The organism is Anabaenopsis arnoldii, assembly GCF_028331025.1.
GTDB classification, from domain to species: domain Bacteria; phylum Cyanobacteriota; class Cyanobacteriia; order Cyanobacteriales; family Nostocaceae; genus Anabaenopsis; species Anabaenopsis arnoldii.
On sequence record NZ_JAQMUH010000174.1, the window covers coordinates 1 to 24,772 of the forward strand.

Genomic DNA, 24,772 nt, shown 5'->3' on the forward strand with positions numbered 1-24,772 from the left:
TAGGGATGGAATTAAAGGTATGGAAGCAGGGTAAACCCGACCCATTGCAGCAAGGATTGGTACAATTAGATAAGTATTTATCAGGTTTAAATTTAGATACAGGATGGTTAGTAATATTTGACCGTCGCCCTGATTTAGCACCAATAAGCGATCGCACTACCACGGAAATAGTCCTGAGTCCTCAAGGGAGAAATATTACAGTTATTCGGGGGTAGGTTTGGATTTGTTGACGGTGGTCGGTGAGCGGAGTCGAACCGTCAACCGTCAACAGTCAACCGTATTCATTCGATTGATGTCCCCAGGGAGTGGGGAATTGACCATTTTTAGCCTTCCAAATATAGAAACTATGACGGTGGTGGTCATCAGTAATTTATGCAGCTTTTTCATGGTAATCTCCTTAATTATTAAAACCTAAAAGAGAGTTTTTGCAAATTAACAGACAAAGAAACTTAGAGGATGTTTTCAAAGGTATGATTAGTGTATCAAATATTGTTTTACCCCCACCCTCCCCATTCCCTTCACAAGGGAATGGGACTTGATTTTGTTTCTTCCTGTGTGTTCTCTAATCCCTGTTCCCTAATCCCTAATCCCTGTTCCCTGTTCCCTGTTCCCTGTTCCCTGTTCCCTCGAACCAGTTGTTAAATTAGCATAACAAGTACGGTAGAGCCGAAACTTATAGACATTAGGTTGAAGTGAAGAAAACTTTATAGAGATTTCCATTCTTCATCATGTTTCACCTTTTCAAGTGACTTCCGAAGAATTAGCCGAGGAATTAGAGCGTGAGTAGACAATGGCTTGTAAAAGTTTATGTTAGATTTTAATCTGGCATTCTTACACAATCGTCTGTAATAAACTCACTAGGATTAGTTACACATGGAGGTAAACCAGGAGCTATTACAGGTAAATTTTTTACTTCTCTGTCTGCAACTGCAAAATTTAACTCTAGTAAAAACTGTAATGGATCTTCTTTCTGTTTCATGCCATAAGCCTCGCGTACTGCTCTATCGAGTTCTTCATGTGCTGTGCGGAGACGGTTTTTTCCTGGTAATTCTAGAGTTCGATAAAGTTCGCGTAAACTCCATTGATTGTCTGTCATAATTTTTTGTCTTAGCTGTCGTAATTTAACTGCTGCTAATGCTACTTTTTTAACCTGCGCCAGTGTGGGAGATTGGGGAAAGGGGAAGGAATCAAAAACAGTATCAGAAGTATATCTAAACCTTGCCGTGAGAGTTGAACAACGAGTAGTGAACCATTGCCAATGAATATCAGATTGTAAAATTCCAAAGGAATAGTCATCTGATAAAGAGAAAACTTGAAGTGCGTCATTAGGACGTATTGAAGAACTAATAAATTCAAAAATTGGACGTTTAGTGACTCGTCCACAACAAATAAATCTTGGAAGATTTTTAATTTTTTCAATTAGTTCTGCACGAGGATAGGAAAGTAGCCACCATTTGCTGAGAAAATTTTGATGATGTCTATTGACTTTAGATTTGGGACTTTTTTGTAATAGTTCATCATTCCGCTTTTGTTCTTTTTTAGCAGCATTTTTGCGGGTTGGTAGTACCATTGCTTCAACTCTTGTAAAGAGTGCAGAATATTTCTTAGAAGTGATCAGATCATGAGGATGAAAGTCTATGACATATCTTTGAGGGATAGGAGGTTTTCCACCAATTAATTCATCAGCAATTAAGTAAGGAAATATTACTTCTGCATTATTATTCGATTGTCGGATCATGATAGCAGCTTCTTGAGCAGTTAATAAAAATCCTTCATGTCCATGAGTTTGTCCTTGATAACAAGCTCCTGAGTTTATATTAATTGCCAGTTTTTTGGCTTGACTAACATCAAGTTTTACCGATAAAGAAGAGTTAATTTGCTCAACTTCTACAATTTCCCAGGGGCTATCTTTAGCATCTCCAAGTTGGGTATATAATTTCTTTACACCTAATTCTTCACCTTTGATCCAATTAACAATAGAAACATGAACAACTGCGCTACCAGACCAAACTTGAGTAGAAACTGCTTCGGTAATTGTTCCACCGTTATTGACTATATAATCTAACCCTCCTTCACGGGAGTAGTTTTGACGAACGGTATTTGTACCAACCAGTCCAGCACGTCCACCATCTTTTAAAGCATCATGAGTCCGACGAAACCAGTAAACACAATAATCTGCTCTTCCAGGTACTTCTTTATATTTTTCTCTTACTTGACTGACATAGGTTGCTCCATATTCCTGCTGCATTTTATTTTTTGATTGATAAGGGGGATTGCCAATAATTGCATCTGCTTTCACCCAGTCACAAAATAAAGCATCATCACAGTAAATATTCTGATTTAAATTATCAAGAGGAAGGGCGCGATCTAGTTCTAGAGGTAAACTCATTTGTGCTACCTGAAGTAACTGATTTTCTTCATCTAGTGCTAATTTTTTAGCAATCATGAGTGTAACTTTTGCTAGTTCTACGGCAAATGGTTTAATATCTAATCCATAAAATTGTGTTGTTTTTACTAAGGAAATTGTGCCTAGATTAGATGTAGAACGCAGACTAAAATTTTCATGAATCTTGTTTAATAAATTTGCCTCTAGTCTCTTAATTTCTCTGTAAGCAACATAAAGAAAATTACCACTTCCACAGGCAGGATCAAGAACCGTAAAATTAATTAATTCTTGTCTGAGTGCTAGTAATTCGTTGAGTTTATTAACAGCATCAATGCGTTGTTGCCAAGGTCTGACAATGGTCGGTAAAATTACTTTTTGAATGTCTGCGGGGCTGGTGTAATGTGCGCCTAAAGCATGACGCTCTTCTTTACCCATGCTAGATTCAAATAATGTCCCAAAAATAGCAGGTTCTACTTTTGACCATTTTTCTGATGCTGCTGATGCTAACAAATCAATTTCGCTTCTAGTTAGTGAAATTGGTTCGACTTTAGAGAATAAATTAGCATTAAAATAAGGAACGTCTCGATAACGGCTATCTTGAGGCGCAGGGCGATCACTTCCCATCTGATTAAAAAGTCCACCAATTAAATCGTAGGAACTAATTCGATTAGAACGACAATCATCTAAAAATTCACTAAATAATCCTCTGGGTAATAAATCAATATCTTCTGCGAATAAGGAAACTACACACTGAAGAATAAATTTTTGGGCAATTTCTTCTTTTTCTCCTCTTTCAACTAACCGATTAAAAACTTGGGCAACTTTATCTGCTGCTTGCCTTGTAACATCAACTAAATTGTTATTAAATAATGGTTTACGATTTTCAGGAAACAGGAAGTTTAATACAGTATACCTATTTGGTAAATCTTGCAATGTTACTTTATCTACTGGTTCTTGGAGTTGTATATCAAAGTCATAAATCCAAAATTCATCAAAGTTGCATAGAATTACATACTTTGGACGATAGGGAACTAATTCTAACCAATAGTCAAATACTTGTCCGTGGTGCTTTTCTAGTTTTTCACCTCGTTTTTTCATTTCTAGTAGTAACCGAGGTCGCCATAGTAAATCAGCAAATTTGGTAGATTTGCCTTTAACTTTTACCCTATATTCTAGTTCTGCTCCTGCTTCTTTATAGCCTTCGTGATTAAATGCTTGAAAAAGGCGATCGCAAAAAACTTGTGCTTCCCCTTTTTCATCTCCTTTCAAATTAGTAGCATATTCGACAAAATTTATAATTTTATTGCGTGTATCTTCCATTTGACTATATACAATAAAAAGTTACAATAATATATTATACACAATCATTATTGATGTCCCCAGGGAGTGGGGACTTGACCATTTTTAGCCTTCCAAATAATGCGATCGCGTTTCTCTTCTCACTGTTCGAGTGGGAAATATCCCCGACTTGGGTATCTTGTGTCAACCGTTAACAGTCAACAGTCAACCGTTAACCGTATTCATTCAAATAATGTCCCCAGCGAGTGGGGACTTCTAACACTGCCTATTGCATCGGCAAGTGATACCTCTTCTGAGAGTTTCCATTCAAATAATGTCCCCAGCGAGTGGGGACAAAAGCAGCCCAGAATTATCTCGTTAACGCTATTATGTTTCCATTCAAATAATGTCCCCAGCGAGTGGGGACGTACAAGCCCCGACACTACCGGTATGAACTGGCAGCCGGTTTCCATTCAAATAATGTCCCCAGCGAGTGGGGACAATATACCGTGCGATGATGAGGAAAAGGTATACCTCACAGTTTCCATTCAAATAATGTCCCCAGCGAGTGGGGACGGCTCCTGTGGCTAACGTACAGACCCTAGGGTCTTTGGGCAGTTTCCATTCAAATAATGTCCCCAGCGAGTGGGGACTAATAACCAACTGGGAATATGGGTGCTACCTTTCAGCCGTTTCCATTCAAATAATGTCCCCAGCGAGTGGGGACCAGATGCGGTGCTTACCTAGTGGCCGATGGTTATGGTTTCCATTCAAATAATGTCCCCAGCGAGTGGGGACCTCACTGTAAAGTCCATCTGGATCTTACACGAGAGAATAGTTTCCATTCAAATAATGTCCCCAGCGAGTGGGGACTTTCTTCCATTGTCATAAAGGCAATGGAACGGAAAGTTTCCATTCAAATAATGTCCCCAGCGAGTGGGGACCTGATGCACACAATCAATACCTTGCAAGTATCCAGTTTCCATTCAAATAATGTCCCCAGCGAGTGGGGACAATTTAGAGAACAGTTCATAGGAACAATCACCTGTATTAGTTTCCATTCAAATAATGTCCCCAGCGAGTGGGGACGCAAAAAACCTCCCCCTTTGGGAAAAAGAGGTTAAAGTTTCCATTCAAATAATGTCCCCAGCGAGTGGGGACGAGCTGGGGCTCCCACCTGTAGTATCAATTGTTTCAGAGTTTCCATTCAAATAATGTCCCCAGCGAGTGGGGACCGACGACGATATGCAGTTTGATTGTGGATATCTAGAAGGTTTCCATTCAAATAATGTCCCCAGCGAGTGGGGACACTGTAGTTAATGACGACCCCGACAATCGATACTTTCTGTTTCCATTCAAATAATGTCCCCAGCGAGTGGGGACTCCAAAAGTTTTTATCAACTGTATAGAGACTAACAACGCGTTTCCATTCAAATAATGTCCCCAGCGAGTGGGGACTCATCAAAGCGCTAACAAACGGACGCATGTCTGCACAGTGCAGTTTCCATTCAAATAATGTCCCCAGCGAGTGGGGACTAAGGAGGCAGTGTACATTTTCGCCCGTCGAGACGATGTAGGTTTCCATTCAAATAATGTCCCCAGCGAGTGGGGACGTGTTCTTTATACGATAAGGATGATTCGCTCCCCCTGCGGTTTCCATTCAAATAATGTCCCCAGCGAGTGGGGACTTTAGACTTCACTCACTTCGTTTATGATACGCATAACGTTTCCATTCAAATAATGTCCCCAGCGAGTGGGGACCCCTGCATTCTAAACCATTACCCTGTAAGAAGTCTAGAGGCAGTTTCCGATAGCGATAGCGTGGCGTTAGCCAGGTTCAGAAAAAGCGATGGCTGAAATGGACTTTACCCCAGGTTGTCAAAGGCTGAAACCCTTATACAGCAAGGAACCGAGGTTCAGAACATTAGAATCACTATTTCAGCTATTTTGATTGAACTTCGGTAATAGTTAACTGGTGCATTAAAACAGCACTTAGGCAATGTTAAAGGCGATGGTCTTAACCTCTGACCCGTCAACCGTCAACGGTTCGACTCCGCTCACCGACCACCGTCAACAGTCAACGGTTCGACTCCGCTCACCGACCACCGTCAACAGTCAACGGTTCGACTCCGCTCACCGACCACCGTCAACCGTCAACGGTATGGCTAACGCCACGCTATCGCTATCGACTCCGCTCACCGACCACCGTCAACAGTCAACCGTCAACGGTATGGCTAACGCCACGCTATCGCTATCGACTCCGCTCACCGACCACCGTCAACCGTCAACAGTTTATACAGCAAGCGACCGAGGTTAATCGGCACTCGTCAGATTGAGGATGTCAAAACGCCATAATCAACGTTTCAGCGATTTTACCTGAACTACCGCTATGGGGGAGCCATTGGTAAAATCAAATAATCACGGAACTGGGGGGTTTAATCACCGGTATACCCACACCCCAAGTTTCTACTTGAGATAACGTATGTCGAGACAGGGGATAAAACCTGATATTATCCTCCTCTAACTTGATAATTTTCCTTAACCTCCGCTGTAAGTCTTGGTATTTCTGGGTATTTAACTGACATTCAAATACAGAATACTGTACACGCTGTCCATAACCCTCCAACAAATCAGCTACTTTTTTCCGCCGTTTATCCTCCGGGATGTCGTAAGCAATGACATACAAAAACATAGTTAAGAGGGAATGGGGTAAATATCAAAAACACCTCTAAGAGGTTGTTTGATAAGTTTTCAGCCGTAATTTTCATGACATCTTTACCCCATTTAATTGATTAAATCCAGTCCCCTCCCCTTACAAGGGGAGGGTTAGGGTGGGGTCAAACAATATTTGGTCCACTAATCATGACTTGACAAACATCCTCTAATCGATACGATATGGTTGATAACAGTGACTGGGGTTATAAACAAACTGCTTAAAAGCTCGCACCTGCTGAGTTAATAAGTCCCACTTAGGTTGTTTAATTCCCTCATCGGTTTGAATTTCCGCGGTCATACGCTGAACAAAAGCGCGTAAAAACTTCTTTCTCCCGGAATTATTTAAATAACAGCCTCCATTTTTAAACTCAAAATCATCTCCAGCATCAACAATATGGCGATTAATTAACCACAGCACCAGAGAATCTACCAAAGGGGCGCGAAATTCTTCAATTAAATCGGAAGCCAAAGCCGCATGACCATCATGTCCTTGATGTAAACACCCATAATAGGGGTCAAGTCCTTGAATTTCAATTAACGCTAACAAGTGATTCCACAATACCTGATAACCAAAACTCAACATGGCGTTGACGGGGTTTCCCGGTGGACGACGACTACGACCGGAGAAAATAAAATCAGGATGAGTCAAGCAGTCACTAAATGCGGTAAAGTATTGTGCAGCACCAGCACCCTCTAAACCCATTAACTTTTCCCATGTATCAGCCTTTACCGCCTCCTGGGCTAGATAGTCTAAACTTTGTAATACTGTTTCCAACACCTCCGACTCTTTTGTTTTTTTGTGTCGTCGCAACAATACACGGCTATTTTTTAACTTTCCCTGGATAATCGCCCTAGCGGTAATTAACTTGTCTACAGGGGATAACTGCTGTTGATAACGTGACAGCTGGCGATATCCCCGGGAAATAGGTAAAATTCTGCCATAGCAATATCCCATGCGGGATAAATAACCAATGGGGATATCTCGCGATAAACAAGCTCGAATAGCTTGAGTTGTCACCTGAGAATAACCAAAAATCAAAATTTGTTCTAAGAGAGGTAACTGTACTTCCCCATAGGAGGTTTCGCCCTGCTTGACAATTAAACTTTCTTGTTGTAAGCAAACATAGCAATTTTGCTCTGAAACATAAAGAGTTTGCATCAGCTGTGACAGTTGATTTTTTTGTGGTGGGAATAGGGAAAAGGTGACAAATTGGTGTGTACTTGATTAGACTCAGAAACGTTTTAACTTAGACTCACCCCTAGAACCATGTTGAGAATGCTCAGAAAACATTAATTCTGCTTTTTGTTCTGGTTGTAACCACAAAACCACCCTATCCGCCCCAGTACAAACTATATAAGTAGAGAGGGTTACCAGTAAAGTATTTATCATTACTGCTGCTAAACCCAGGGGTGCAATCAGCAAAATCACTAAAGTAATACTCCCATTCACAACAGACACGGAAACATTTTTCACCGTAGCAGAACGCCGAGAAATATACATAATTTTCATCGACCGAATGGATGATATTGACTACGATAGTCTGAAAAAGGGAGAAATACGACAAAAAGATGCTAAATTAGAATATTATGTATATCTGCTAGAAATCAGCATTGACAATACTTACAGTCAATGTTTAAGAAACTTCTGAATATTTTGTTTTTATACTCAGATTAAGGCAGTGTAATTTAGTTACAGAAAAAATTTAATGATGGATGTCCTCAAACAAACTACTCCCCCCCCTAGTGTCAATCTCCCGTTAATGCGATCGCTCTATCAATAAATATTCTTTTACCTCCCCTGTTCCCTGTTACCCGTTCCCCGTTCCCTAACTCTACTTAGAGGATGTTTCAAAACTTATCATTAATGCATCAAATATTCTTTTACCTCCCCTGTTCCCTGTTCCCTGTTCCCTGTATTTATTTTAACTATGGCAAAGCAGCAAAGAAATCATCCCTATATAGATAATCTGGCCTTTACCCGGTTAATGGTATTAATTGCTACGTTTTTAAAGTATCCAGGTATAGGTAGTCCAGAGTTTAGTAGATGTAGTCAGAATAAACAGCACAATGCAATTGATGCTGTGAGGGTATATCTGCAAAAACTCGCAATAGAACTGAATATAAAATTACCATTGGGTTATCCGTCTGTCGCCACCCTGCGTAAAGATTTAGAAACTCTCCGGCGTTATGGTATACTAGGAGACCGGATGTACCGCTGGGGTTATTACTTAGGTACTGGTGCGCTCTCTACTACAGAATTAAAAATAGCTTTTAATGCTTTGGCTTCCCAAGCAGAACATCAAGGTGATGCTCAGGTCAGACGGGTTTATGAAGCGGTCAGTAAAAGATTACGGGGTTTAGATATGGAAATGAAGGGGGAATTTTTTTACCCCACGCGCCAATACCTCAATCGTGCTATTATCTATACTGACCCGGAAGAAATGGCATACAAGGGGGAAAACCGGGATACTTTATTTCATCAGTTATCATTAATCGAAACGGCAATTATTCAAGGACAAGCTGTAGAAATTTACCGCAGTAAAGACCTTTATGGTTCTAACCGCATTGGATATTTTAGGGTTTTTCCTTTACAGTTAATTTACCATGATGTGGCTTGGTATTTACTTTATGAAGCTTGTGAGAGTGAGCATTTAGTGATTGGGCGTTTGAATCGTTTTAGTAATTACTGTGAACTCCTGAAAATACCAGCGCGGGGGTTAGAAAAACAAAAAGAAAGTTTAACCAAAGCTGAGACACTACTGGAAAATGGCTGGGGTTTAAGTTTAGGGGAACTAGAAGACCAAAAGTTAGAATTAGAGGGAAATTTACCATTTATTACTGTGAAGGTGCGGTTTTTCTCCCCAGTATCAGCATTTATTTTAGAGGGTGAGTTACGTCATGTCAAACAAGTAATTACTCCTGGACTGGTTGACAGGAACACAGGTAACTATAGTTATATAGACTATCAAGTGAGTCTCCCACCCCGGTCTTTAAATGAGTTTAGTCTGTGGGTAAATCGGTTTTTAGATAAAGCTCAGGTTTTATCTCCACCGCAGTTAGTAGAAAAGCATCGTTTATCGGCTCAGGCTTTAGTTTCTCGCTATGGTAATATATAGTCATCCTATTTGAGTTGAGAAATTATCAGTGAGGAAAGGGAACACCGGAACAGGGAACGGGGAACAGGGGAGGTAAAACAATATTCTATGAGGAAAGGGAACAGGGAACAGGGAACGGGGAACGGGGGAGGTAAAACAATATTTGATTAAGTAGAGTTTTTGAGGTAGTCTAGTCCCCATTGATAGAGCGATCGCATTAACAGGAGATTGACACTAGGGGGGGGAATAATTTTTTTGAGGACATCCATCATTAAGTTTTTAATGATCTCTGGGGTCAATTTATCTTTCTTCCACAGGTGACGAATATCTCTCAAGGTGATAGATTCACCTTGATGAATTACCTGATTGCGTTTTTTCCTAATAGCGGTTAATAATTTTGACCATTGATGATTTTGATTATATCTTTGATAGTCGCACCAACCTTGAATTAAATCATACAGTGATGGCTCATCGCTTTTTTGGGGTTTCCAACCCCTCCTAGCCCAATTTTGTCTTGTTGACTGAATGTAAAGTAACCGTTCCAAAATCTGCACGAATTGAATAAAGGCTGTGGTGTAGTTCTCCCGTTGTACCGATAAATCTATAATAATTGTAGACTCCCATAATTTAGTTAAATCATCACCTTGCGTGATATCTAACTGTGTATTCCAAGCTTGAAGCTGTTCCCCATCCACGGTTTTACTGAGATGGCGAGAATTTAACCATTCTTTTAACTTGCGGAAAAAATCCTGATCATGAGATTCCCAGTTACTATACTTTGCTAAAAAACCAGCTAATTTATATAGTAGTTCGTACTTGTTTTGATGAATCCTCAACCATAGTTGAGCTTCCACAAAATCCCCTCTTTCCCAAGCTGAGATAATCCGTAACCGTTCCAAAGACCAAAAATATTCTCCCATGGGGATGAGTTGGAAGCTTTGGGAATGATTAGCGCTAACTAAACCATTTTCTGATGTGGTGAAAAATTCCCTAGGGTCATCAGGACTAGCATTGAATACCTGACACTGACGCACCAGAGCAGCGGCGCAAATTTCCACAGAAGATGCGATCGCAGGTGCACAACCTTTATTTTGTATCCACAAAACAAACTCTTGTTTGTTATGGGGCGAAAAACTATCTAAGGCTTCCTTTAAAACTAACAATTCCAATTCTTGACGAATAGCATAATTATCATTAGCGACAATTTTAGGCGCGTGAATATCAACTCTCAGTTGAGGATATAAACTGATAATTTTCCCCCTCATTAACTCTGCTATCCACACCGTATCAAGACGACGATGGAACCAAGAAACTGTTTCTGGTTGGTCAGTTCCCCACAGGATAATATGTTTTAAACCTTGCTTCACCCCTTGGTCAATTATATTTTGATCTAGGAGTAATTCCACAGGGCTAAAATCACCCCCTAACCATTCCTTGCAGTATTCATAATAACGCTGTCCCAGGTCTTTAGCACTACAGGGGTAGGTTTTGTCATTTTCTAGATGTACACCCCGTTCTATTCCCAATTCTTGATACAGTTGAGTGATATGGGAGGGATAACCAATATTACCATCAGCACCAAAGGAACGAATAATATGATCTTTGCAGCGCCAGCCTATTTGTCGAGTACCTACGGTAATAATTAAGGTATCAACGTGTTCGGAATTATTGACACTCATAGGGGGAAAATTTGTAAAGAATTTTCTAAGGTTTGTAAATATTTTTTCCGGGGGTCTGCATTAGCTCCAAATACGGTTACTACTTGATATTCCTCTAAATCTGCAATCCATATGGGGGAAGGAACTACTTTACGTTGAGTATGATTGGGGTAATCTGTTATAACGCCACCGCAGAGGTTTTTGGCCTTAGTGTAGTCAGAATGTTCTAATTGGTGAAACCGTTGATGTAAAATATGCAGTGGATAGGGTTTATTGGTCCTTGTGTCACCACTAACTACTACAATTCTGGCATTAATATCTAATGTTTCACGCCAAGTAGAAGAGTTAGCTGTACCAGAGTTTTGTAGTTGCTGATAATTACAATTAGCGCCTAAACTTTGGAATGCTTGATAAAAATCTCTGAGTCGCTGTTTAAAGAGTTTTTGAAATTTACTAGGAGTTTCTGGTAATTTCCAAAATGAATTTTCACTCTCTGGTATGAGGGTAGAACCACGCCACCAAGGAGCATATTGATTATTGTAGCGAGAATAACAAGGTCTTCTGGCTCCCTGACCAACACCACCTAAATGGAACATTAACCAAGTCAAGTTTTTCCCTAGTTTCCTGAAGTTTTCTTGCTGATTTTTTGGTATCTCTGGGGAGTAATTTAATGTTAAAATACCTTCTTGTTGCCCAGGATCATCTTGTTGATTTTTAGCTTCCCTTTGGGTGACTCTACCATCTAATACCCTCACCATTAACCACCCCAATTCTTTTTTAGGGGTAATGGTCCCAAATATTTTACCTTCCCAGGTTTGAACTTGTCCCGGTTCTAAAACCCCTAAAGCCAAGGTTCTAAACCAATAACGGAGCATGGATTTAAACGCTACCGGTCTCACTTCTGCATGATTGATTGTATTTGGGTTATGGTTGTGGTTCAAGGGTTGATTAACATTGCTAAATTTTTTCCTCCCATGAATTAATTGACCTTCTAAAATAAACTTAACTCGGAAAAATTCACTTTGGGGGATAATTCTACCAGCACGGTTTAACTGACCGTAACCACTATTGACTTGGGAACCAATTCCCCCTTGTAAACCTGCAGTTAACCACTGTGTAACTTTTTCTAAAATTTGCTGATCTGTACAACCGCTAGCTAAACGTAACCCAATGAGAAAAAAAGGTTTTTCTAAACTCAAAAATGGGTTAGGATTAGGACTATATACTGTTGTGTTACCTTCCCATTGCCAAATGTTATTAGCCATATCCACAGCTAACACATTCTCATTTGGTTGAGGGAGGGGATAAGCATCGAGAAAGACAACTTTACCAGAGCGTTGGTTGAGGTTTGTGGTTTCTAAGGAGCCAAACCAAGGCGCAACTTGTTTTTCTGCGTCTTTCCAAGAAATTCCTTGTTGGGTGATAATTTCCCGAATAGCTTGGGTTCTAGCTACACCCCTTAAAGTGCTAGAAGGAATGTATGGTAAACCCAAAGCATCAAAAGCAGGTAATAAAATACTTTCTGGTCCGCGGTGTCCACCTACTCTAATGCGCCAAGGACATTGCACTTTAAAGCTAGTTTGGGCGATTAATTCTGTACGCTGGGTTAGTTGTTGTAAGCGATCGCGGTAGTTCCCCTGTTCTGCTAATTGTAATATCTGCAATTTGGTGATATCTTTATTTTCACCGTCAGGCGATCGCATCCAGCGTAAATACTCAACAAAACTAGCTTCTTTATGTGGTTGCGGTGGATTTTCAGGGTTTAACCAAGGGGAAGGTTGACCACCACCTCCACCATGACCACCACCTCCACCATGACCACCACCTCCACCATGACCACCACCCCCACCATGACCACCACCCCCACCATGATTAGAATTAGGTCTATTAACTGCTTGGGGTCTAGGGTTGTTGGGATTATTGCGGTTTGGTCTTTGAAATACCATGATTTTTATTCTCCCTTAATATCTGCATAAATAGCAGTCGCCCAAAAACTAAATTCCTGTGCTAAAGCTAGACCTAACCCAGTTAAACCTAAATATTCATCTGTACCGAGTTTTCTTAAAGTATCTAAACCGCGATCGCCGACTAAATTTCGTACTCCTGAAACCTCTTCTAAACACTGAAAAAACTTCTTCACCACCTGCTTTTTACCCTCCATATTATTACCCAAGGCTGTTTCCTCAGCCTTAAGGCGCATCATTCCCCAGGTAGAAAGATAGGTATAAAGTTCAACTGCTTGACTTTTTTGTTGTCTCAAACGATCAACATCTTGATTAGGGAGAGCGCGCAAATTATTTAAAGCGTCATAAATCGGACTAGCGAGAGTTCTGGGGTCAAAGGTCATATGGTCATCCTATTTGAGTTGAGAAATTATCAGTGAGGAAAGGGAACAGGGAACACACCGAACAGAGAACAGAAATTGTTCATGAATCATTTAGAATTTCTATATCAATTAATTCCTGTAATTAATTTCATAATTGCTGATTTCTACATCCATTGTTGAACAAATCCCCGTCCTAAACTTTCCTGTCCACCAATTTGCACAATGGTATTACCAGCTAATAATGTTTCAAACTCAGAGCAGGAGTTTTGTGATCTTCCATTCGCTTGGGATGTCATACCCCAGGGTAAATACATCAATGTATCTGGGGGGATAGCTTCCTCATAGCGAAAACTACCATCTACAACAGATTTATCTCCATCCAATTTAATTTTTACCTGTCGCCATAAACTCATTTGAATTAATGTACCGCAATGTTGATCAGGTAAAACTAACAGGCGATTAATTGAACTTGTGGGCGATGATTTAGGGACAAAATCTGCCCACTTATCCCATTTTTTTAAGTTTTCCGCCTTAATAATGGCATCTTTGAGGTAAATAGCAGAGTTAACAGCAGCGAAATTACAGCTATATTCTGGGGGGATAGTTAAATGACCTAAATTACCGCCTTGTAATCGTTGCCATCTTTGTAATAACATAGGACAACTCACCCACACCACACTATGGCTGAGAGATGGTACCGGTAACCACAATATAGAAGCGTCACCAATCCAAATATCACCTTGTTCTAATTTACCATCTTTTAAATCTGTACCAAATAACTGAGCTTGAATGCTTTTCTCTGCAAGAGAACGGATTTTACCGCGCATGGTGCTAGAAGGAATATAAGGTAAATTAGTATGTGACTCCCGCGCAATTCCCAGTAAATTACCTTCTTGAGTTGTCCCACCTGTATGTAATGGTGACAGTAAATATAAATAAATCGATTTCATGATGATGTTACCTAACTTAATTGATTGCTATTTGTATTCAATCCACAGCATTTCGGAATAACCCAACCGTCGCCAATTATTTACACGCTTCAGGGAATCATCCTGAAATAATCCTTGGGGTTGATTCAAAAAATACAAACTTCCCGGCGGTGCTGCAAATACTTGAGGTGCAGGAATGCTATTATTCTCAGTATATTTACCACGAATACGGCAACTAATAGGTACTGGTTTATCAGTAGCCATGGTAACAAAGTTACTATTTATTAATTTCCATTCCCAGGGATAGGGACGACATAAAGATGTAAACCTGTTATTTCTAATGCGGTGTTTACGTTCAAATACCCCAGGGGTAATTAAATAAGCAATAGATTTATGAGTAGATTGGAAATTCTCCTGGGAAATTCCTTGAAGTTCTACCCATTGTTGTGTTAATTCTGGGCAATATTCTATCATTGTCCGGTGTCCTTCCCCTCCTAATCTCATCGTATTAGGTGTTGGTAATTCCTGATCAACACCGATGGCTAAACTCCAATGAGGACGGAGGCGAATGGCGTTTTCTACAAAATAACCATCAGCATCTTTAACTTGTCTAGTTCCCGGCTCTAGGCTATTATGAGAACGGGTTTCTATAGTCCAAGGTTCATCTTCATGCCTACCACTCTCTACTAACCAATCTTTTTCTTGAATCTTCCCTGTTTTCAGATAATCTTTAACAACTTCATAAGGTAGATATTGTCTGAAGTCATCAGCTTGACCCTTAGCTGAATTGTATTCGTCATCATCTCTAGATGCATCAGCGGGTTTAACTAAAGGACAAGGTTGATTATGATCCCACAATGCATTATGCACGTGAGATTTATTTTCCCATACTAGTGGCACCAGGGGGATAGATTTGACAAATCCTAGGGGACGAGGAAAATATAAGGTATTCTGTCCCTGGTTTTGACGACAGAGCAACGGACCTGTTAAACGAAACTCTTTTTTCTCTCCTAAAAGTCCCCGCAATGCTCCGGCGATCGCATGACCATTAGGAGGAAATACACTCCCGGCCCAAGCCCTTTCTTGTGGTGAAAAGGGTTTAGCATCCCGTAACATTAATATATCTAAAGGTGTGAGTTTGTACCAATACATTAACGACCACCTCCTATTTTAATATGGCGGTTACGTTTGACAAATGCTGCAAGTTTTAACCAGTTCTCTACTTCATCATTAAGATGAGTAATTTGAGTGGTTGTAAACAGAAGGTTGAGAAATGCTGCTAATCTTTGTTGAAACTCGGCTTTTGCAGTTTGATTATTTTGGAACTGGTCACGGCGATCGCAAAATACCTGCGTCCAAGGTAAAATAGCCTCAGAATTAGGCGCTGGGTGTTGACTCCACAAACTCGCAGCTTGTTCAAATAGGGCGCTGTCTTCTTCCCCACTGATTAATATTTGCCATTGATGAAAAACTTCAAACTTTGCCGTTGACTGTAAGGTGTTACCATTACCGTATAGTACCCGCACCTGTACAGCATCCTTTTTTGCACCTTCAGGACTGTAATGTTTTTTAGCTTTTTTTTCTGCTTCCCAGAGACTTTCTAAGGCGATCGCTAGGGGAACCGAATGATGGGCGATGATAATACCAAAGCTGATAGTAGCTGCGCTCCCCATAGTAAACAGAGGACGGTCAACTAACTGCTGGCTATTACCTTTATACCGCCAATAATCACCATCATTACTAAATTCACCCTTGGGGTCTTTTCCACCTTGGAAACATTGGCGAATATCCCATAACCATTCGTCCCATTCCCACAGATTCGTATAGGCTAGAACGTCATCACCACCACCATAAATCAGTTTACCAGCATAGCGACATTCTGTGAGGTAAGGCACAAGTTGATTAGAAAAATCTAGTAAAGCGCGACTTAAGGCATTATGGGTACTAGGTCCCATGCGTTTTTTCAGTTCTAGGAATTGGGGGAAATTCTCTAAATCAACCTCCAAACCAGAGGGAATATATTCCTTATAGGCTTTCATCTTCGCCCCTTTTAACCATTCACTCATCCCATCACCATCACCAGCGGCTAACACATACCAGCTAGATGGGTTATTTTGGGGATAGTATTGACTAATAATCCGATTCAATACCTGAGTATATTCAATTCTAAATTCCTTCCCATCTTCCAACTCCTCCACTAACCACCCAGAATTGAGTAGACGGGGATGATATTGTTTAGGAGTATTTTGCTTATCTCTCCAAGGAATACCCCATTTACCGCGCATATCTTGGAGCATTGTTTTGGTGTCGGTAAACCTGCTAATTATAGCTTGACAAGCCTGGTTAAAATTGTTTTCATGTTCAGACTGACCCTGATTAACCTTCAAATATCCCGCGACTCCAGAAGTTAAATCAGGATAGGATACTTGTAAATCAGGTACTCCTAATAATTCGCCGATAATTTTTGGTAAACCGCGTTTAAGGGTTTCCGTCGCGTTTAACTGTTCTGTACCATCAAATAAACCAGCTTGTCTTGACCACAATCTTTTAGTATCCCCTTCTGTTGTCCAGTCCTTACCAGGGTTGACCACAGGACCAATACCAGAAATTGTAGACCGCGGACCAAATGCTGTGGGTATTTCCCAATTTCTAGCATTTTTCACAGATGCTAAACTTGCACGAGTAGCATCAAATATATATCCCCACCATGAACCAACATTAGCACTAAAGCCTCGTTTTTGCTTTTCCCAACGTTTTTTATATGCTTCCCGCAGTAATTTTAATTCTTGGTCTTTAAATAATTTAACTCCCTCACCTGTCACCGGTTGATGTAAATTATAGGTTTTGTTTTGTACCTCACACCATTCTTGCAATTCTTGATCTTTATTTTCAGCAGCGGAAATCTTAAATTCCTCACCTTCTTTCCCAATCGGTAAAGCAGTCCAATAAAACTGCCATTGGGATTGTAACCAACCTTCCCAAGTGCTATGATTAGCATCTAGGTTTCTCATCCAATAACGTTCGTTTTGTAGTTCTTCTAGAACTAATTTACTAATATGTTGCCATTCAGCGAGCAGAGTTTGTTGGGCTGTTTGCATGGCGGCTTTAACTTTAGCTTCAGGCAAAACTAAAACTATAACATTAGGGAAACCTGCGGTTAGTAATGATTCTGCTGTCGGTGCGGTTACCCACTGCTGATATTCTGGATATGTTTGTAGTAACCAATGGTCAATCAGTGGTTGTTGGTAAAGACTGGGATAAAGTAAACTATCTGGTCCATATTGATTAGCCAGTTTCCAGCAAACTTTGGCTGAAAGATAATGTAACAACCACGAACCAGCCCAAAAATCCCGCATTTTGCGACTGGCCTTGATTAGTTCTTGTACCGGACTAAAGCTAAATACTGCTAGGTAGGGATGAGATACTGGTTGATTTCTCGGCCACTGTTTGACTTGTTCTAGGGTTAGGTCATATCCTGCTAATGCGCCAGCTAAAGCTGAGGTCATGCTTACATGACTCCAGATGGAAGCATCGGGTAATCTGGTTTCCGCCGGCATTAACATTAATGAACTATCATTAAATAAGTCACAGGTTGCTTGGGGTAAACAACGCCATAACCACCAATATAATTTCTTAATCTGGGCAATATTATCTGTAATATCTGCGGTTTGTAGTTCTTTCGGTATAAGTTGTAATAATTGTTGCTCTTTTTCTGCTAAATAGTCTTTACGTGGAGATGTGATTAAGGTCTGATGCTCCTTAATCTTAAATTCTTGGGTTGCACCAGATAATAAATGAGTAATATCTAAGCCCTTCTCAGGATTCTTCCCCGGAGCATAGTTGATCGTAGCTGTCACACTACCTATGGCTGCTCTGTCACTAGCGGAGGCGATATAGTCAGCTAAAAGTATATTTTTTAATACTTTCCCAGCTGATTCTTCAGGTATTCTATTAATCTCAACCCAAGGTTTCATTGCTTCTAGTTGCTCATAGAAGCTGTTCCCACCCCTACCGCTGTTGTTGTGTAAGGCTTTTAACACAGGGTCATGGAGTAAACCCCAAATTTTCGCCCGCCAATACTCTGTTGACATTAGTATTTTATCTGTGTTGCCGATATCAGTATCCTAAAAGATTTAGTTCATATCTGTCTATTAACAGCAAATATTACCAAAATATCTTACCTAGGGCTGAAAAGCTTTAATAATAACCGTTTGGGGTATTGTAAAGATTATTACTAATATTATTTTTTTATTTGGTTAAAGTTTGATATAGTATAAAATATCTTAGACAAAAAGGCTCAATAGTCTTGAGGGTGGGGTTATGGTTTGCCTACAGGAGTAATTGCTGATGGAACTGTCAACTCAGGTAACTGGCGATATCTCCCTGGGAGAATTTCTGAAATTATCAGATACTAAACCGCCCAGGGAGTATATTGATGGCTGCATCTACCAAAAACCAATGCCCCAAGGGAAACATAGCAGAATCCAAACTTGTTTATCAACTAATATTAATCAGGTGGGTGAACCCCAAAAACAAGCCTTAGCACTAACTGAATTACGCTGCACCTTTGGGGGAGGTTCTTTAGTGCCGGACATTGCTGTATTTGCATGGTCACGCATCCCCACTGATGAAGATGGGGAAATTGCCAATAAGTTTGAAAGTTATCCAGATTGGACTATTGAAATTTTATCACCCGACCAATCGCCAAATTACGTAATTAATAAAATTATTTTTTGTATGCAGCAGGGGACTAAGTTAGGTTGGTTTATTGACCCTAATGATAAATCCGTCATGGTATTTCAACCTCAACAATTACCAGAGGTCAAATACAATACTGATATATTACCTGTGCTTGATGTGTTAAAAGATTGGCGGTTACAGGTAAGACAGATATTTAGTTGGTTGCAAGTGAAATAAATTTGGTATTAATTAAGACGCACTTGATAGATAACCTAGGGATGAACATATTTATTTCTGGATAAGTTTACAGAAAACCCCCCGGAATTGTGACAATTAAGCTAGAATTATTAAAGGTTCTTTACAGAAGTTGCTAATTAACAATAGTTCTGTTAGAGCGACTCGTATTGACATTGAAAACTGAAAACCCCCTCTTGAGTTCACTAAAAGCTCCTATGACGCTCCCAATTCGCAACGTCGCCATCATCGCCCACGTTGACCACGGCAAAACTACCCTGGTTGATGCGCTCCTCAAACAATCTGGTATTTTCCGAGAAGGTGAAGACGTTCCGGATTGTGTCATGGACTCCAACGCCCTAGAACGGGAGCGGGGTATTACCATTCTCTCTAAAAATACAGCTGTTCGCTACAAAGACACATTAATTAACATTGTGGATACCCCCGGACACGCCGACTTTGGCGGCGAAGTGGAACGGGTACTAGGTATGGTGGATGGTTGTTTGTTAATTGTAGATGCTAATGAGGGTCCGATGCCCCAGACACGCTTTGTATTGAAAAAAGCGTTAGAAAAGGGACTGCGCCCCATTGTGGTGATTAACAAAATTGACCGCGCCCAGGGTGACCCCCATGTGGCTGTAGATAAGGTTTTGGATCTGTTCTTAGAATTAGGAGCAGATGAAGACCAATGTGATTTTACCTATCTATTTGCTTCCGGTATGGGCGGTTACGCCAAGGAAACCATGGAAGGGGAAGCGGTAGATATGCAGCCTTTATTTAATGCCATTCTACAACACGTTCCACCTCCTGTAGGGGATATTAACAAACCTCTACAATTGCAAGTCACCACCCTAGATTATTCGGAATATCTGGGACGGATTGTGATTGGTAGAATCCATAATGGTACTATCCGCACTGGACAACAGGCGGCTTTAGTAAAGGAAGATGGTACTATTGTCAAGTCCAAAATTACCAAATTAATGGGGTTTGAAGGACTCAAGCGGGTGGAAATGGAAGAAGCCACCGCGGGTTATATTGTGGCAGTATCTGGTTTTGGTGATGCTTATATTGGGGAGACTATTACCGACCCCAACGAACCCCAAGCTTTACCTTTAATTAAGGTGGATGAACCCACTTTACAAATGACTTTCTGGGTGAATGATTCACCTTTTGCCGGTCAAGAAGGTAAACTGGTAACATCCAGACAGGTACGCGATCGCCTGTTGCGGGAATTAGAAACTAACGTCGCCCTACGAGTAGAAGAAACTGACTCCCCCGATAAGTTCCAAGTTTCCGGTCGGGGTGAATTGCATTTGGGGATTTTAATCGAAACCATGCGCCGAGAAGGTTTCGAGTTCCAAGTATCTCAACCACAGGTAATTTACCGAGAAATCAACGGTCAACCTTGCGAACCCTTTGAACTCCTAGCGTTGGACGTTCCCGAAGATGCAGTAGGTAGCTGTATTGAACGCCTAGGACAACGCAAAGGCGAAATGCAAGATATGCAAGTGATTGGGAATGGTCGCACCCTGTTAGAGTTTATCATTCCCGCCCGGGGTTTAATTGGTTTCCGGGGTGAATTCATGCGGTTAACTCGTGGTGAAGGGATTATGAACCACAGTTTCCATGATTATCGTCCCCTCACCGGGGAAATTGAAGCCCGCAACAAAGGGGTTCTGATTGCATTTGAAGAAGGTGTTTCTACATTCTACGCCATGAAAAACGCAGAAGATAGAGGCGCATTCTTTATCACTCCCGGAACCAAAGTTTATAAGGGTATGATTATTGGAGAACATAATCGCCCCCAAGACTTAGAGTTAAATGTGTGTAAAACCAAGCAATTAACCAATCACCGCGCCGCTGGTGGGGATGAACTGGTACAATTGCAAACACCAATAGAAATGAGTTTAGAGAGAGCTTTAGAGTACATTGGTTCAGATGAATTGGTGGAAGTCACACCGGAATCAATTCGTTTACGCAAAGTCAGCAAGAAATTCGCCAAACGTTAAAAACCCCACCCCCAAACCCTCCCCGGTGAGGGTTTGGAAACTTCTATCCACGGTTAAACCGAATGTGGTAAACTTAGGTTTAACCGCTTTAACATTGCCGATCGCGCTTGTAAGGCTAGACTATCATCTAGTGGTGACAAGGCGATCGCCTGTTGATACTTCAGCCGCAAAGCAGTTTGAATCAACCAGTCAGCGACAAAAGGATTTTTAGGTAACAAAGGACCGTGGGAATAAGTGGCGATCGCATTCTGATAAAATGCGCCCTCAGTCCCATCCTCACCATTATTACCCAAACCATAGACCACACGCCCCAAAGCTTCCACCTCACCTAGGCGAGTCCGTCCCCCATGATTCTCAAAACCCACTAAATAGGGTTTAGTTCCGGTCATCTCTGCTAATTCCCGCCCTAAGCGATTAGCTGTAACTTCAACTACCAAATTACCAATACAGCGTTGAGTATTTTCACCGGGATGTACAGAGACTAAATCAAAGATTCCTAAACCTTCAATCCGCTTCCCTAAAGCAGGTTCGTAATATTTACCCAACAGTTGGGGAGAACCACAGGTAAATACTCCCGGTGTACCATTGTGAATTTTATCACCCATAGCCTCCGCTTTTGCGCCCTGTAAATCGCGCATGACAATTTCTTGCTGGCGGTCCTGTGCGCCACCACCAACAATAATATCTACACTGCGAATATCAGCAGCCGTAGAATTTTGGTCTAGGGGAACCACCCTCACATTATACCCCCGCCACTGGGCGCGACGTTCGATGGTAATCACATTACCGCGATCGCCATAGGTACTCATCAGTCGAGGATACAACCAGCCGATAACTAATTCTAAAGTAGAACTCATAAAACCTCAATTACCCCAATTATAACTAATAACTTGGCTTAACTGACTCAGATTAACCACCCATAAACACACATACATTTTGACTTCCAGACATCGGGAACCATGACAACGTTCAGGTATTATACATAGCTAAAATCTGCCAGTGTTGAATTAAACCTCAGCAATTAGTATTCTATGTAACAGTTTTTTTGTCATATATTCACCATACTGTCAGAGTGTTTTTAGCTATCTCCAAGATTTATTTGTTAATTTTCCAGCCAACAAATTATAATCGGGATTACTTATGCAAGTTATTACAGCTCCTAATATTCCAATCATTGCTGGAGAAAACGCCGTCCCCGTCTCCCAATTACCTCCTATATGGCAAAATATAGCCGCGGGGGTTGCAAATGTGGGACTAGATCACCCCCAGACTTACGTAGAAATGGCTCAGTTATTCCAATATAAACTGGGGCGGGGTGATGTAGACTTATTTAGTGAACGTCCAGAATTAGCGCCTTTTAAATCAGCATTTTCCCAGCTATTTGGTCAACTAGGTTATGAAACCCTAGAATTTTATGGTCATGATTTCTTGATTGATAGCTATCCAGATTTTAAACAAGTTCTCGCAGATGTAAAATCCCAGGGTAGAGAATTCGCCCATGAGGTGAAAGTCGCACTCATAGGTAGAGAACTGTTTGATGAGTTTGGCTACGAACTACCCGCTAGTTTCTATCATGTCCACCTCGCGCCAATTTACCGAGATCATATATTTGAAGAACGAGCTTTACGCTTTGATCAACGGGATATCGCACACAAACGCTCTTGGGATGCTGTCTTACACGCAGGTAAAGTTTTTGCTGTGCAAATGAAAGTGCAAAGCATCGCCTCTAAATATGGTTTTACCTATCATCATGGTTGCGGTTGTAATTCTCATCTATCTTCTATTGATATCTCTGAGGGAGAATTTAACTATCAAATCAGTGCTGAGAAATATCACAGATGGATTAGAAGTTTTATCTGGACTGCTTGGTATGAATACGCCTTCTTTCCCATCGTTCCTAATACCAGTTATTTAGTCTGATGACGGTTGACGGTTGACGGTTGACGGTTAACTGTTGACGGTTGACGGTTGACGGTTGACGGTTGACGGTTGACGGTTGGTGGGTCAGTCAGAACAGGGGTGAGAAACCCCAGTCTCATAGCTAAAGTCCGATAAATCCGACACGGTGTTACAGCAGTTTTCAAGTAAATAAAATACACACCTTAACATCATAAATCTTGTGGGGTGGGCATCCTGCCCGCCCCTCAATACCTCACTCAGATAAAATGCGCTGTAACTCTAACAGTACAAATGTTGACGGTTGACGGCTCAGAGGTTAAGACCATCGCCTTTAACATCGCCTAGGGGCTGTTTTAATGTACCAGTTAACTATTACCGAAGTTCAATCAAAATAGCTGAAATAGCGATTCTAATGTTTTGACCCTCGGTCGCTTGCTGTATAAGGGTTTCAGCCTTTGACAGACTGGGGTAAAGTTCATTTCAGCCGCCGGTTTTTCTGAACCTGGCTAACGCCACGCTATCGCTATCGGAAACTGCCTCTAGACTTCTTACAGGGTAATGGTTTAAAATGCAAGGGTCCCCACTCGCTGGGGACATTATTTGAATGGAAACTTACACCTGCATCTTGACAAATGCAGATGAATAACGTCCCCACTGGCTGGGGACATTATTTGAATGGAAACTTAACAACGCCTGAATTGTTAAGATTATTATTTTATGTCCCCACTCGCTGGGGACATTATTTGAATGGAAACAGTTAGTTGATATAATAGGATTTGCTAGTTAGTGTTAGTCCCCACTCGCTGGGGACATTATTTGAATGGAAACCTAGGACAAGATCCCCGACTTCTTAGAGAAGTCGGGGATATTTCCCACTCGAACAGTGAGAAGAGAAACGCGATCGCATTGAGAATTGTATGGATTAATTGACGTTTCCCTAGAGACATCAATCGAATGGAAACGAATTAATGATTAAGCCCGGTTTGGGCTGAATATAAAGATTTGTCAACCCAAGAGTCCACTTTCAGTGGACTTTCGCGATTAGCCGGGGAATTCATTCCCCGGCTAATCCAATGATTGTTATCACACATCTTCCCAGTCAACCGTCAACAAATCCAAACCTACCCCCGAATAACTGTAATATTTCTACCTTGAGGACTCAGGACTATTTCCGTGGTAGTGCGATCGCTTATTGGGGGTAAATCAGGGCGACGGTCAAATATTACTAACCATCCTGTATCTAAATTTAAACCTGATAAATATTTATCTAACTGTATTAATCCTTGCTGCAATGGGTCCGGTTTACCCTGTTTCCACACCTTTAATTCCATCCCTAAGACCACATCCCCATAACGCAGACATATATCCATCCTCCCCGATCCTATAGCGTATTCCCGTTCTAAGCTACCCCCACCATTAACCACCCGGTGTAAAAATGCCATTAATACTAAGTGAGGCGCAATTTCTGGGTAAGGGGTACTTTTAAATAATGGTTCCCCGTGTTGTCGCCAAAAGTCTAAGAATAAGTCTAACAATTTTTCTGGGATTAATTCACCACTAGGA

The 24,772-nt window shown here is 41.0% G+C and carries 17 protein-coding genes, 2 pseudogenes and 1 CRISPR repeat array; of the genes and pseudogenes, 6 read left to right on the forward strand and 13 right to left on the reverse strand.

All coding sequences use genetic code 11. From position 1 onward, the window contains the following. A pseudogene (locus PN457_RS15160) lies at positions 1 to 215 on the forward strand (ATP-binding protein); the annotation flags it as partial. Positions 216 to 817: 602 nt separating this feature from the next. Here the strand turns inward: PN457_RS15160 and PN457_RS15165 are convergent. Beyond that, on the reverse strand, positions 818 to 3,706 hold the full coding sequence (locus tag PN457_RS15165; RefSeq protein WP_271734221.1) for a class I SAM-dependent DNA methyltransferase: 2,889 nt from the start codon (positions 3,704 to 3,706) through the stop codon (positions 818 to 820). A gap of 196 nt (positions 3,707 to 3,902) precedes the next feature. Then, a CRISPR array of direct repeats spans positions 3,903 to 5,425; the repeat unit is 36 nt; unit sequence GTTTCCATTCAAATAATGTCCCCAGCGAGTGGGGAC. Positions 5,426 to 5,675: 250 nt separating this feature from the next. On the opposite strand from PN457_RS15165, the gene PN457_RS15170 reads away from it, so the two are divergent. Beyond that, a complete protein-coding gene (locus tag PN457_RS15170; RefSeq protein ID WP_271734222.1) occupies positions 5,676 to 5,981 on the forward strand; it encodes a hypothetical protein in 306 nt (101 codons plus the stop codon). Between the two features lie 93 nt (positions 5,982 to 6,074). Here the strand turns inward: PN457_RS15170 and cas2 are convergent, their stop codons facing one another. The 3 genes from cas2 to csx18 form a co-directional block, all read right to left on the reverse strand. Then, on the reverse strand, positions 6,075 to 6,356 hold the full coding sequence (cas2, locus tag PN457_RS15175; protein ID WP_271734223.1) for a CRISPR-associated endonuclease Cas2: 282 nt from the start codon (positions 6,354 to 6,356) through the stop codon (positions 6,075 to 6,077). A 189-nt stretch (positions 6,357 to 6,545) separates the two neighbouring features. Beyond that, entirely contained in the window at positions 6,546 to 7,538 is a 993-nt protein-coding gene (gene cas1, locus PN457_RS15180; protein WP_271734224.1) for a CRISPR-associated endonuclease Cas1, read from the reverse strand. A 72-nt stretch (positions 7,539 to 7,610) separates the two neighbouring features. Then, positions 7,611 to 7,880 (reverse strand): CRISPR-associated protein Csx18, encoded by a 270-nt coding sequence (csx18, locus tag PN457_RS15185; protein ID WP_271734225.1) that lies wholly within the window; start codon positions 7,878 to 7,880, stop codon positions 7,611 to 7,613. Positions 7,881 to 8,307: 427 nt separating this feature from the next. On the opposite strand from csx18, the gene PN457_RS15190 reads away from it, so the two are divergent. Then, positions 8,308 to 9,495, forward strand: a complete 1,188-nt coding sequence (locus PN457_RS15190) for a helix-turn-helix transcriptional regulator (protein ID WP_271734226.1) — start codon at positions 8,308 to 8,310, stop codon at positions 9,493 to 9,495. Positions 9,496 to 9,641: 146 nt separating this feature from the next. Here PN457_RS15190 and PN457_RS15195 read toward each other — a convergent pair whose 3' ends face one another. The 6 genes from PN457_RS15195 to cas10 all read right to left on the reverse strand — a co-directional run bounded on the left by PN457_RS15195 (position 9,642) and on the right by cas10 (position 18,478). Then, complete coding sequence (locus PN457_RS15195) at positions 9,642 to 11,153, reverse strand: hypothetical protein (protein ID WP_271734227.1); 1,512 nt, start codon at positions 11,151 to 11,153, stop codon at positions 9,642 to 9,644. Further along, complete coding sequence (locus PN457_RS15200) at positions 11,150 to 13,078, reverse strand: RAMP superfamily CRISPR-associated protein (RefSeq protein WP_271734228.1); 1,929 nt, start codon at positions 13,076 to 13,078, stop codon at positions 11,150 to 11,152. Before PN457_RS15200 ends, PN457_RS15195 begins: the two co-directional genes overlap by 4 nt. Positions 13,079 to 13,083: 5 nt before the next feature. Further along, the gene (locus PN457_RS15205) at positions 13,084 to 13,479 is read right to left on the reverse strand and encodes a hypothetical protein (protein ID WP_271734229.1); all 396 of its coding nucleotides are present in this window, start codon (positions 13,477 to 13,479) and stop codon (positions 13,084 to 13,086) included. A gap of 143 nt (positions 13,480 to 13,622) precedes the next feature. Then, entirely contained in the window at positions 13,623 to 14,408 is a 786-nt protein-coding gene (cmr4, locus tag PN457_RS15210; protein WP_271734230.1) for a type III-B CRISPR module RAMP protein Cmr4, read from the reverse strand. Between the two features lie 27 nt (positions 14,409 to 14,435). Beyond that, positions 14,436 to 15,539 (reverse strand): type III-B CRISPR module-associated Cmr3 family protein, encoded by a 1,104-nt coding sequence (locus PN457_RS15215; RefSeq protein ID WP_271734231.1) that lies wholly within the window; start codon positions 15,537 to 15,539, stop codon positions 14,436 to 14,438. Beyond that, positions 15,539 to 18,478: a type III-B CRISPR-associated protein Cas10/Cmr2 gene (gene cas10 / locus PN457_RS15220; RefSeq protein WP_271734232.1), complete on the reverse strand. Its 2,940-nt coding sequence runs from the start codon at positions 18,476 to 18,478 to the stop codon at positions 15,539 to 15,541. Before cas10 ends, PN457_RS15215 begins: the two co-directional genes overlap by 1 nt. A gap of 256 nt (positions 18,479 to 18,734) precedes the next feature. Here cas10 and PN457_RS15225 point away from each other — a divergent pair, with 256 nt between their 5' ends. Both PN457_RS15225 and typA read left to right on the forward strand, forming a co-directional pair. Further along, positions 18,735 to 19,304 carry a Uma2 family endonuclease gene (locus tag PN457_RS15225; protein WP_271734234.1) on the forward strand — a complete coding sequence of 190 codons (570 nt, stop codon included), beginning with the start codon at positions 18,735 to 18,737 and terminating at the stop codon, positions 19,302 to 19,304. Between the two features lie 215 nt (positions 19,305 to 19,519). After that, complete coding sequence (typA, locus tag PN457_RS15230) at positions 19,520 to 21,310, forward strand: translational GTPase TypA (RefSeq protein WP_271734235.1); 1,791 nt, start codon at positions 19,520 to 19,522, stop codon at positions 21,308 to 21,310. Between the two features lie 53 nt (positions 21,311 to 21,363). Here typA and PN457_RS15235 read toward each other — a convergent pair whose 3' ends face one another. Next, positions 21,364 to 22,167: a type 1 glutamine amidotransferase gene (locus PN457_RS15235; protein ID WP_271734236.1), complete on the reverse strand. Its 804-nt coding sequence runs from the start codon at positions 22,165 to 22,167 to the stop codon at positions 21,364 to 21,366. Between the two features lie 283 nt (positions 22,168 to 22,450). Between PN457_RS15235 and PN457_RS15240 the strand changes: the two genes are divergently transcribed. Then, complete coding sequence (locus PN457_RS15240; protein WP_271734237.1) at positions 22,451 to 23,230, forward strand: hypothetical protein; 780 nt, start codon at positions 22,451 to 22,453, stop codon at positions 23,228 to 23,230. On the opposite strand, the gene PN457_RS15245 is transcribed toward PN457_RS15240, so the two are convergent. Beyond that, positions 23,218 to 23,394 carry a hypothetical protein gene (locus PN457_RS15245; RefSeq protein WP_271734238.1) on the reverse strand — a complete coding sequence of 59 codons (177 nt, stop codon included), beginning with the start codon at positions 23,392 to 23,394 and terminating at the stop codon, positions 23,218 to 23,220. The genes PN457_RS15240 and PN457_RS15245 overlap by 13 nt on opposite strands. A gap of 936 nt (positions 23,395 to 24,330) precedes the next feature. Beyond that, positions 24,331 to 24,772, reverse strand: a pseudogene (locus tag PN457_RS15250) (ATP-binding protein); the annotation flags it as partial.

What these genes read in the sequence shown, in the direction of transcription:
- PN457_RS15165 (WP_271734221.1), bottom strand. Translation starts at nt 3,706, where the DNA reads ATGGAAGATACACGCAATAAAATTATAAATTTTGTCGAATATGCTACT.
- PN457_RS15170 (WP_271734222.1), top strand. Translation starts at nt 5,676, where the DNA reads ATGGTCTTAACCTCTGACCCGTCAACCGTCAACGGTTCGACTCCGCTC.
- cas2 (WP_271734223.1), bottom strand. Translation starts at nt 6,356, where the DNA reads ATGTTTTTGTATGTCATTGCTTACGACATCCCGGAGGATAAACGGCGG.
- cas1 (WP_271734224.1), bottom strand. Translation starts at nt 7,538, where the DNA reads ATGCAAACTCTTTATGTTTCAGAGCAAAATTGCTATGTTTGCTTACAA.
- csx18 (WP_271734225.1), bottom strand. Translation starts at nt 7,880, where the DNA reads ATGTATATTTCTCGGCGTTCTGCTACGGTGAAAAATGTTTCCGTGTCT.
- PN457_RS15190 (WP_271734226.1), top strand. Translation starts at nt 8,308, where the DNA reads ATGGCAAAGCAGCAAAGAAATCATCCCTATATAGATAATCTGGCCTTT.
- PN457_RS15195 (WP_271734227.1), bottom strand. Translation starts at nt 11,153, where the DNA reads ATGAGTGTCAATAATTCCGAACACGTTGATACCTTAATTATTACCGTA.
- PN457_RS15200 (WP_271734228.1), bottom strand. Translation starts at nt 13,078, where the DNA reads ATGGTATTTCAAAGACCAAACCGCAATAATCCCAACAACCCTAGACCC.
- PN457_RS15205 (WP_271734229.1), bottom strand. Translation starts at nt 13,479, where the DNA reads ATGACCTTTGACCCCAGAACTCTCGCTAGTCCGATTTATGACGCTTTA.
- cmr4 (WP_271734230.1), bottom strand. Translation starts at nt 14,408, where the DNA reads ATGAAATCGATTTATTTATATTTACTGTCACCATTACATACAGGTGGG.
- PN457_RS15215 (WP_271734231.1), bottom strand. Translation starts at nt 15,539, where the DNA reads ATGTATTGGTACAAACTCACACCTTTAGATATATTAATGTTACGGGAT.
- cas10 (WP_271734232.1), bottom strand. Translation starts at nt 18,478, where the DNA reads ATGTCAACAGAGTATTGGCGGGCGAAAATTTGGGGTTTACTCCATGAC.
- PN457_RS15225 (WP_271734234.1), top strand. Translation starts at nt 18,735, where the DNA reads ATGGAACTGTCAACTCAGGTAACTGGCGATATCTCCCTGGGAGAATTT.
- typA (WP_271734235.1), top strand. Translation starts at nt 19,520, where the DNA reads ATGACGCTCCCAATTCGCAACGTCGCCATCATCGCCCACGTTGACCAC.
- PN457_RS15235 (WP_271734236.1), bottom strand. Translation starts at nt 22,167, where the DNA reads ATGAGTTCTACTTTAGAATTAGTTATCGGCTGGTTGTATCCTCGACTG.
- PN457_RS15240 (WP_271734237.1), top strand. Translation starts at nt 22,451, where the DNA reads ATGCAAGTTATTACAGCTCCTAATATTCCAATCATTGCTGGAGAAAAC.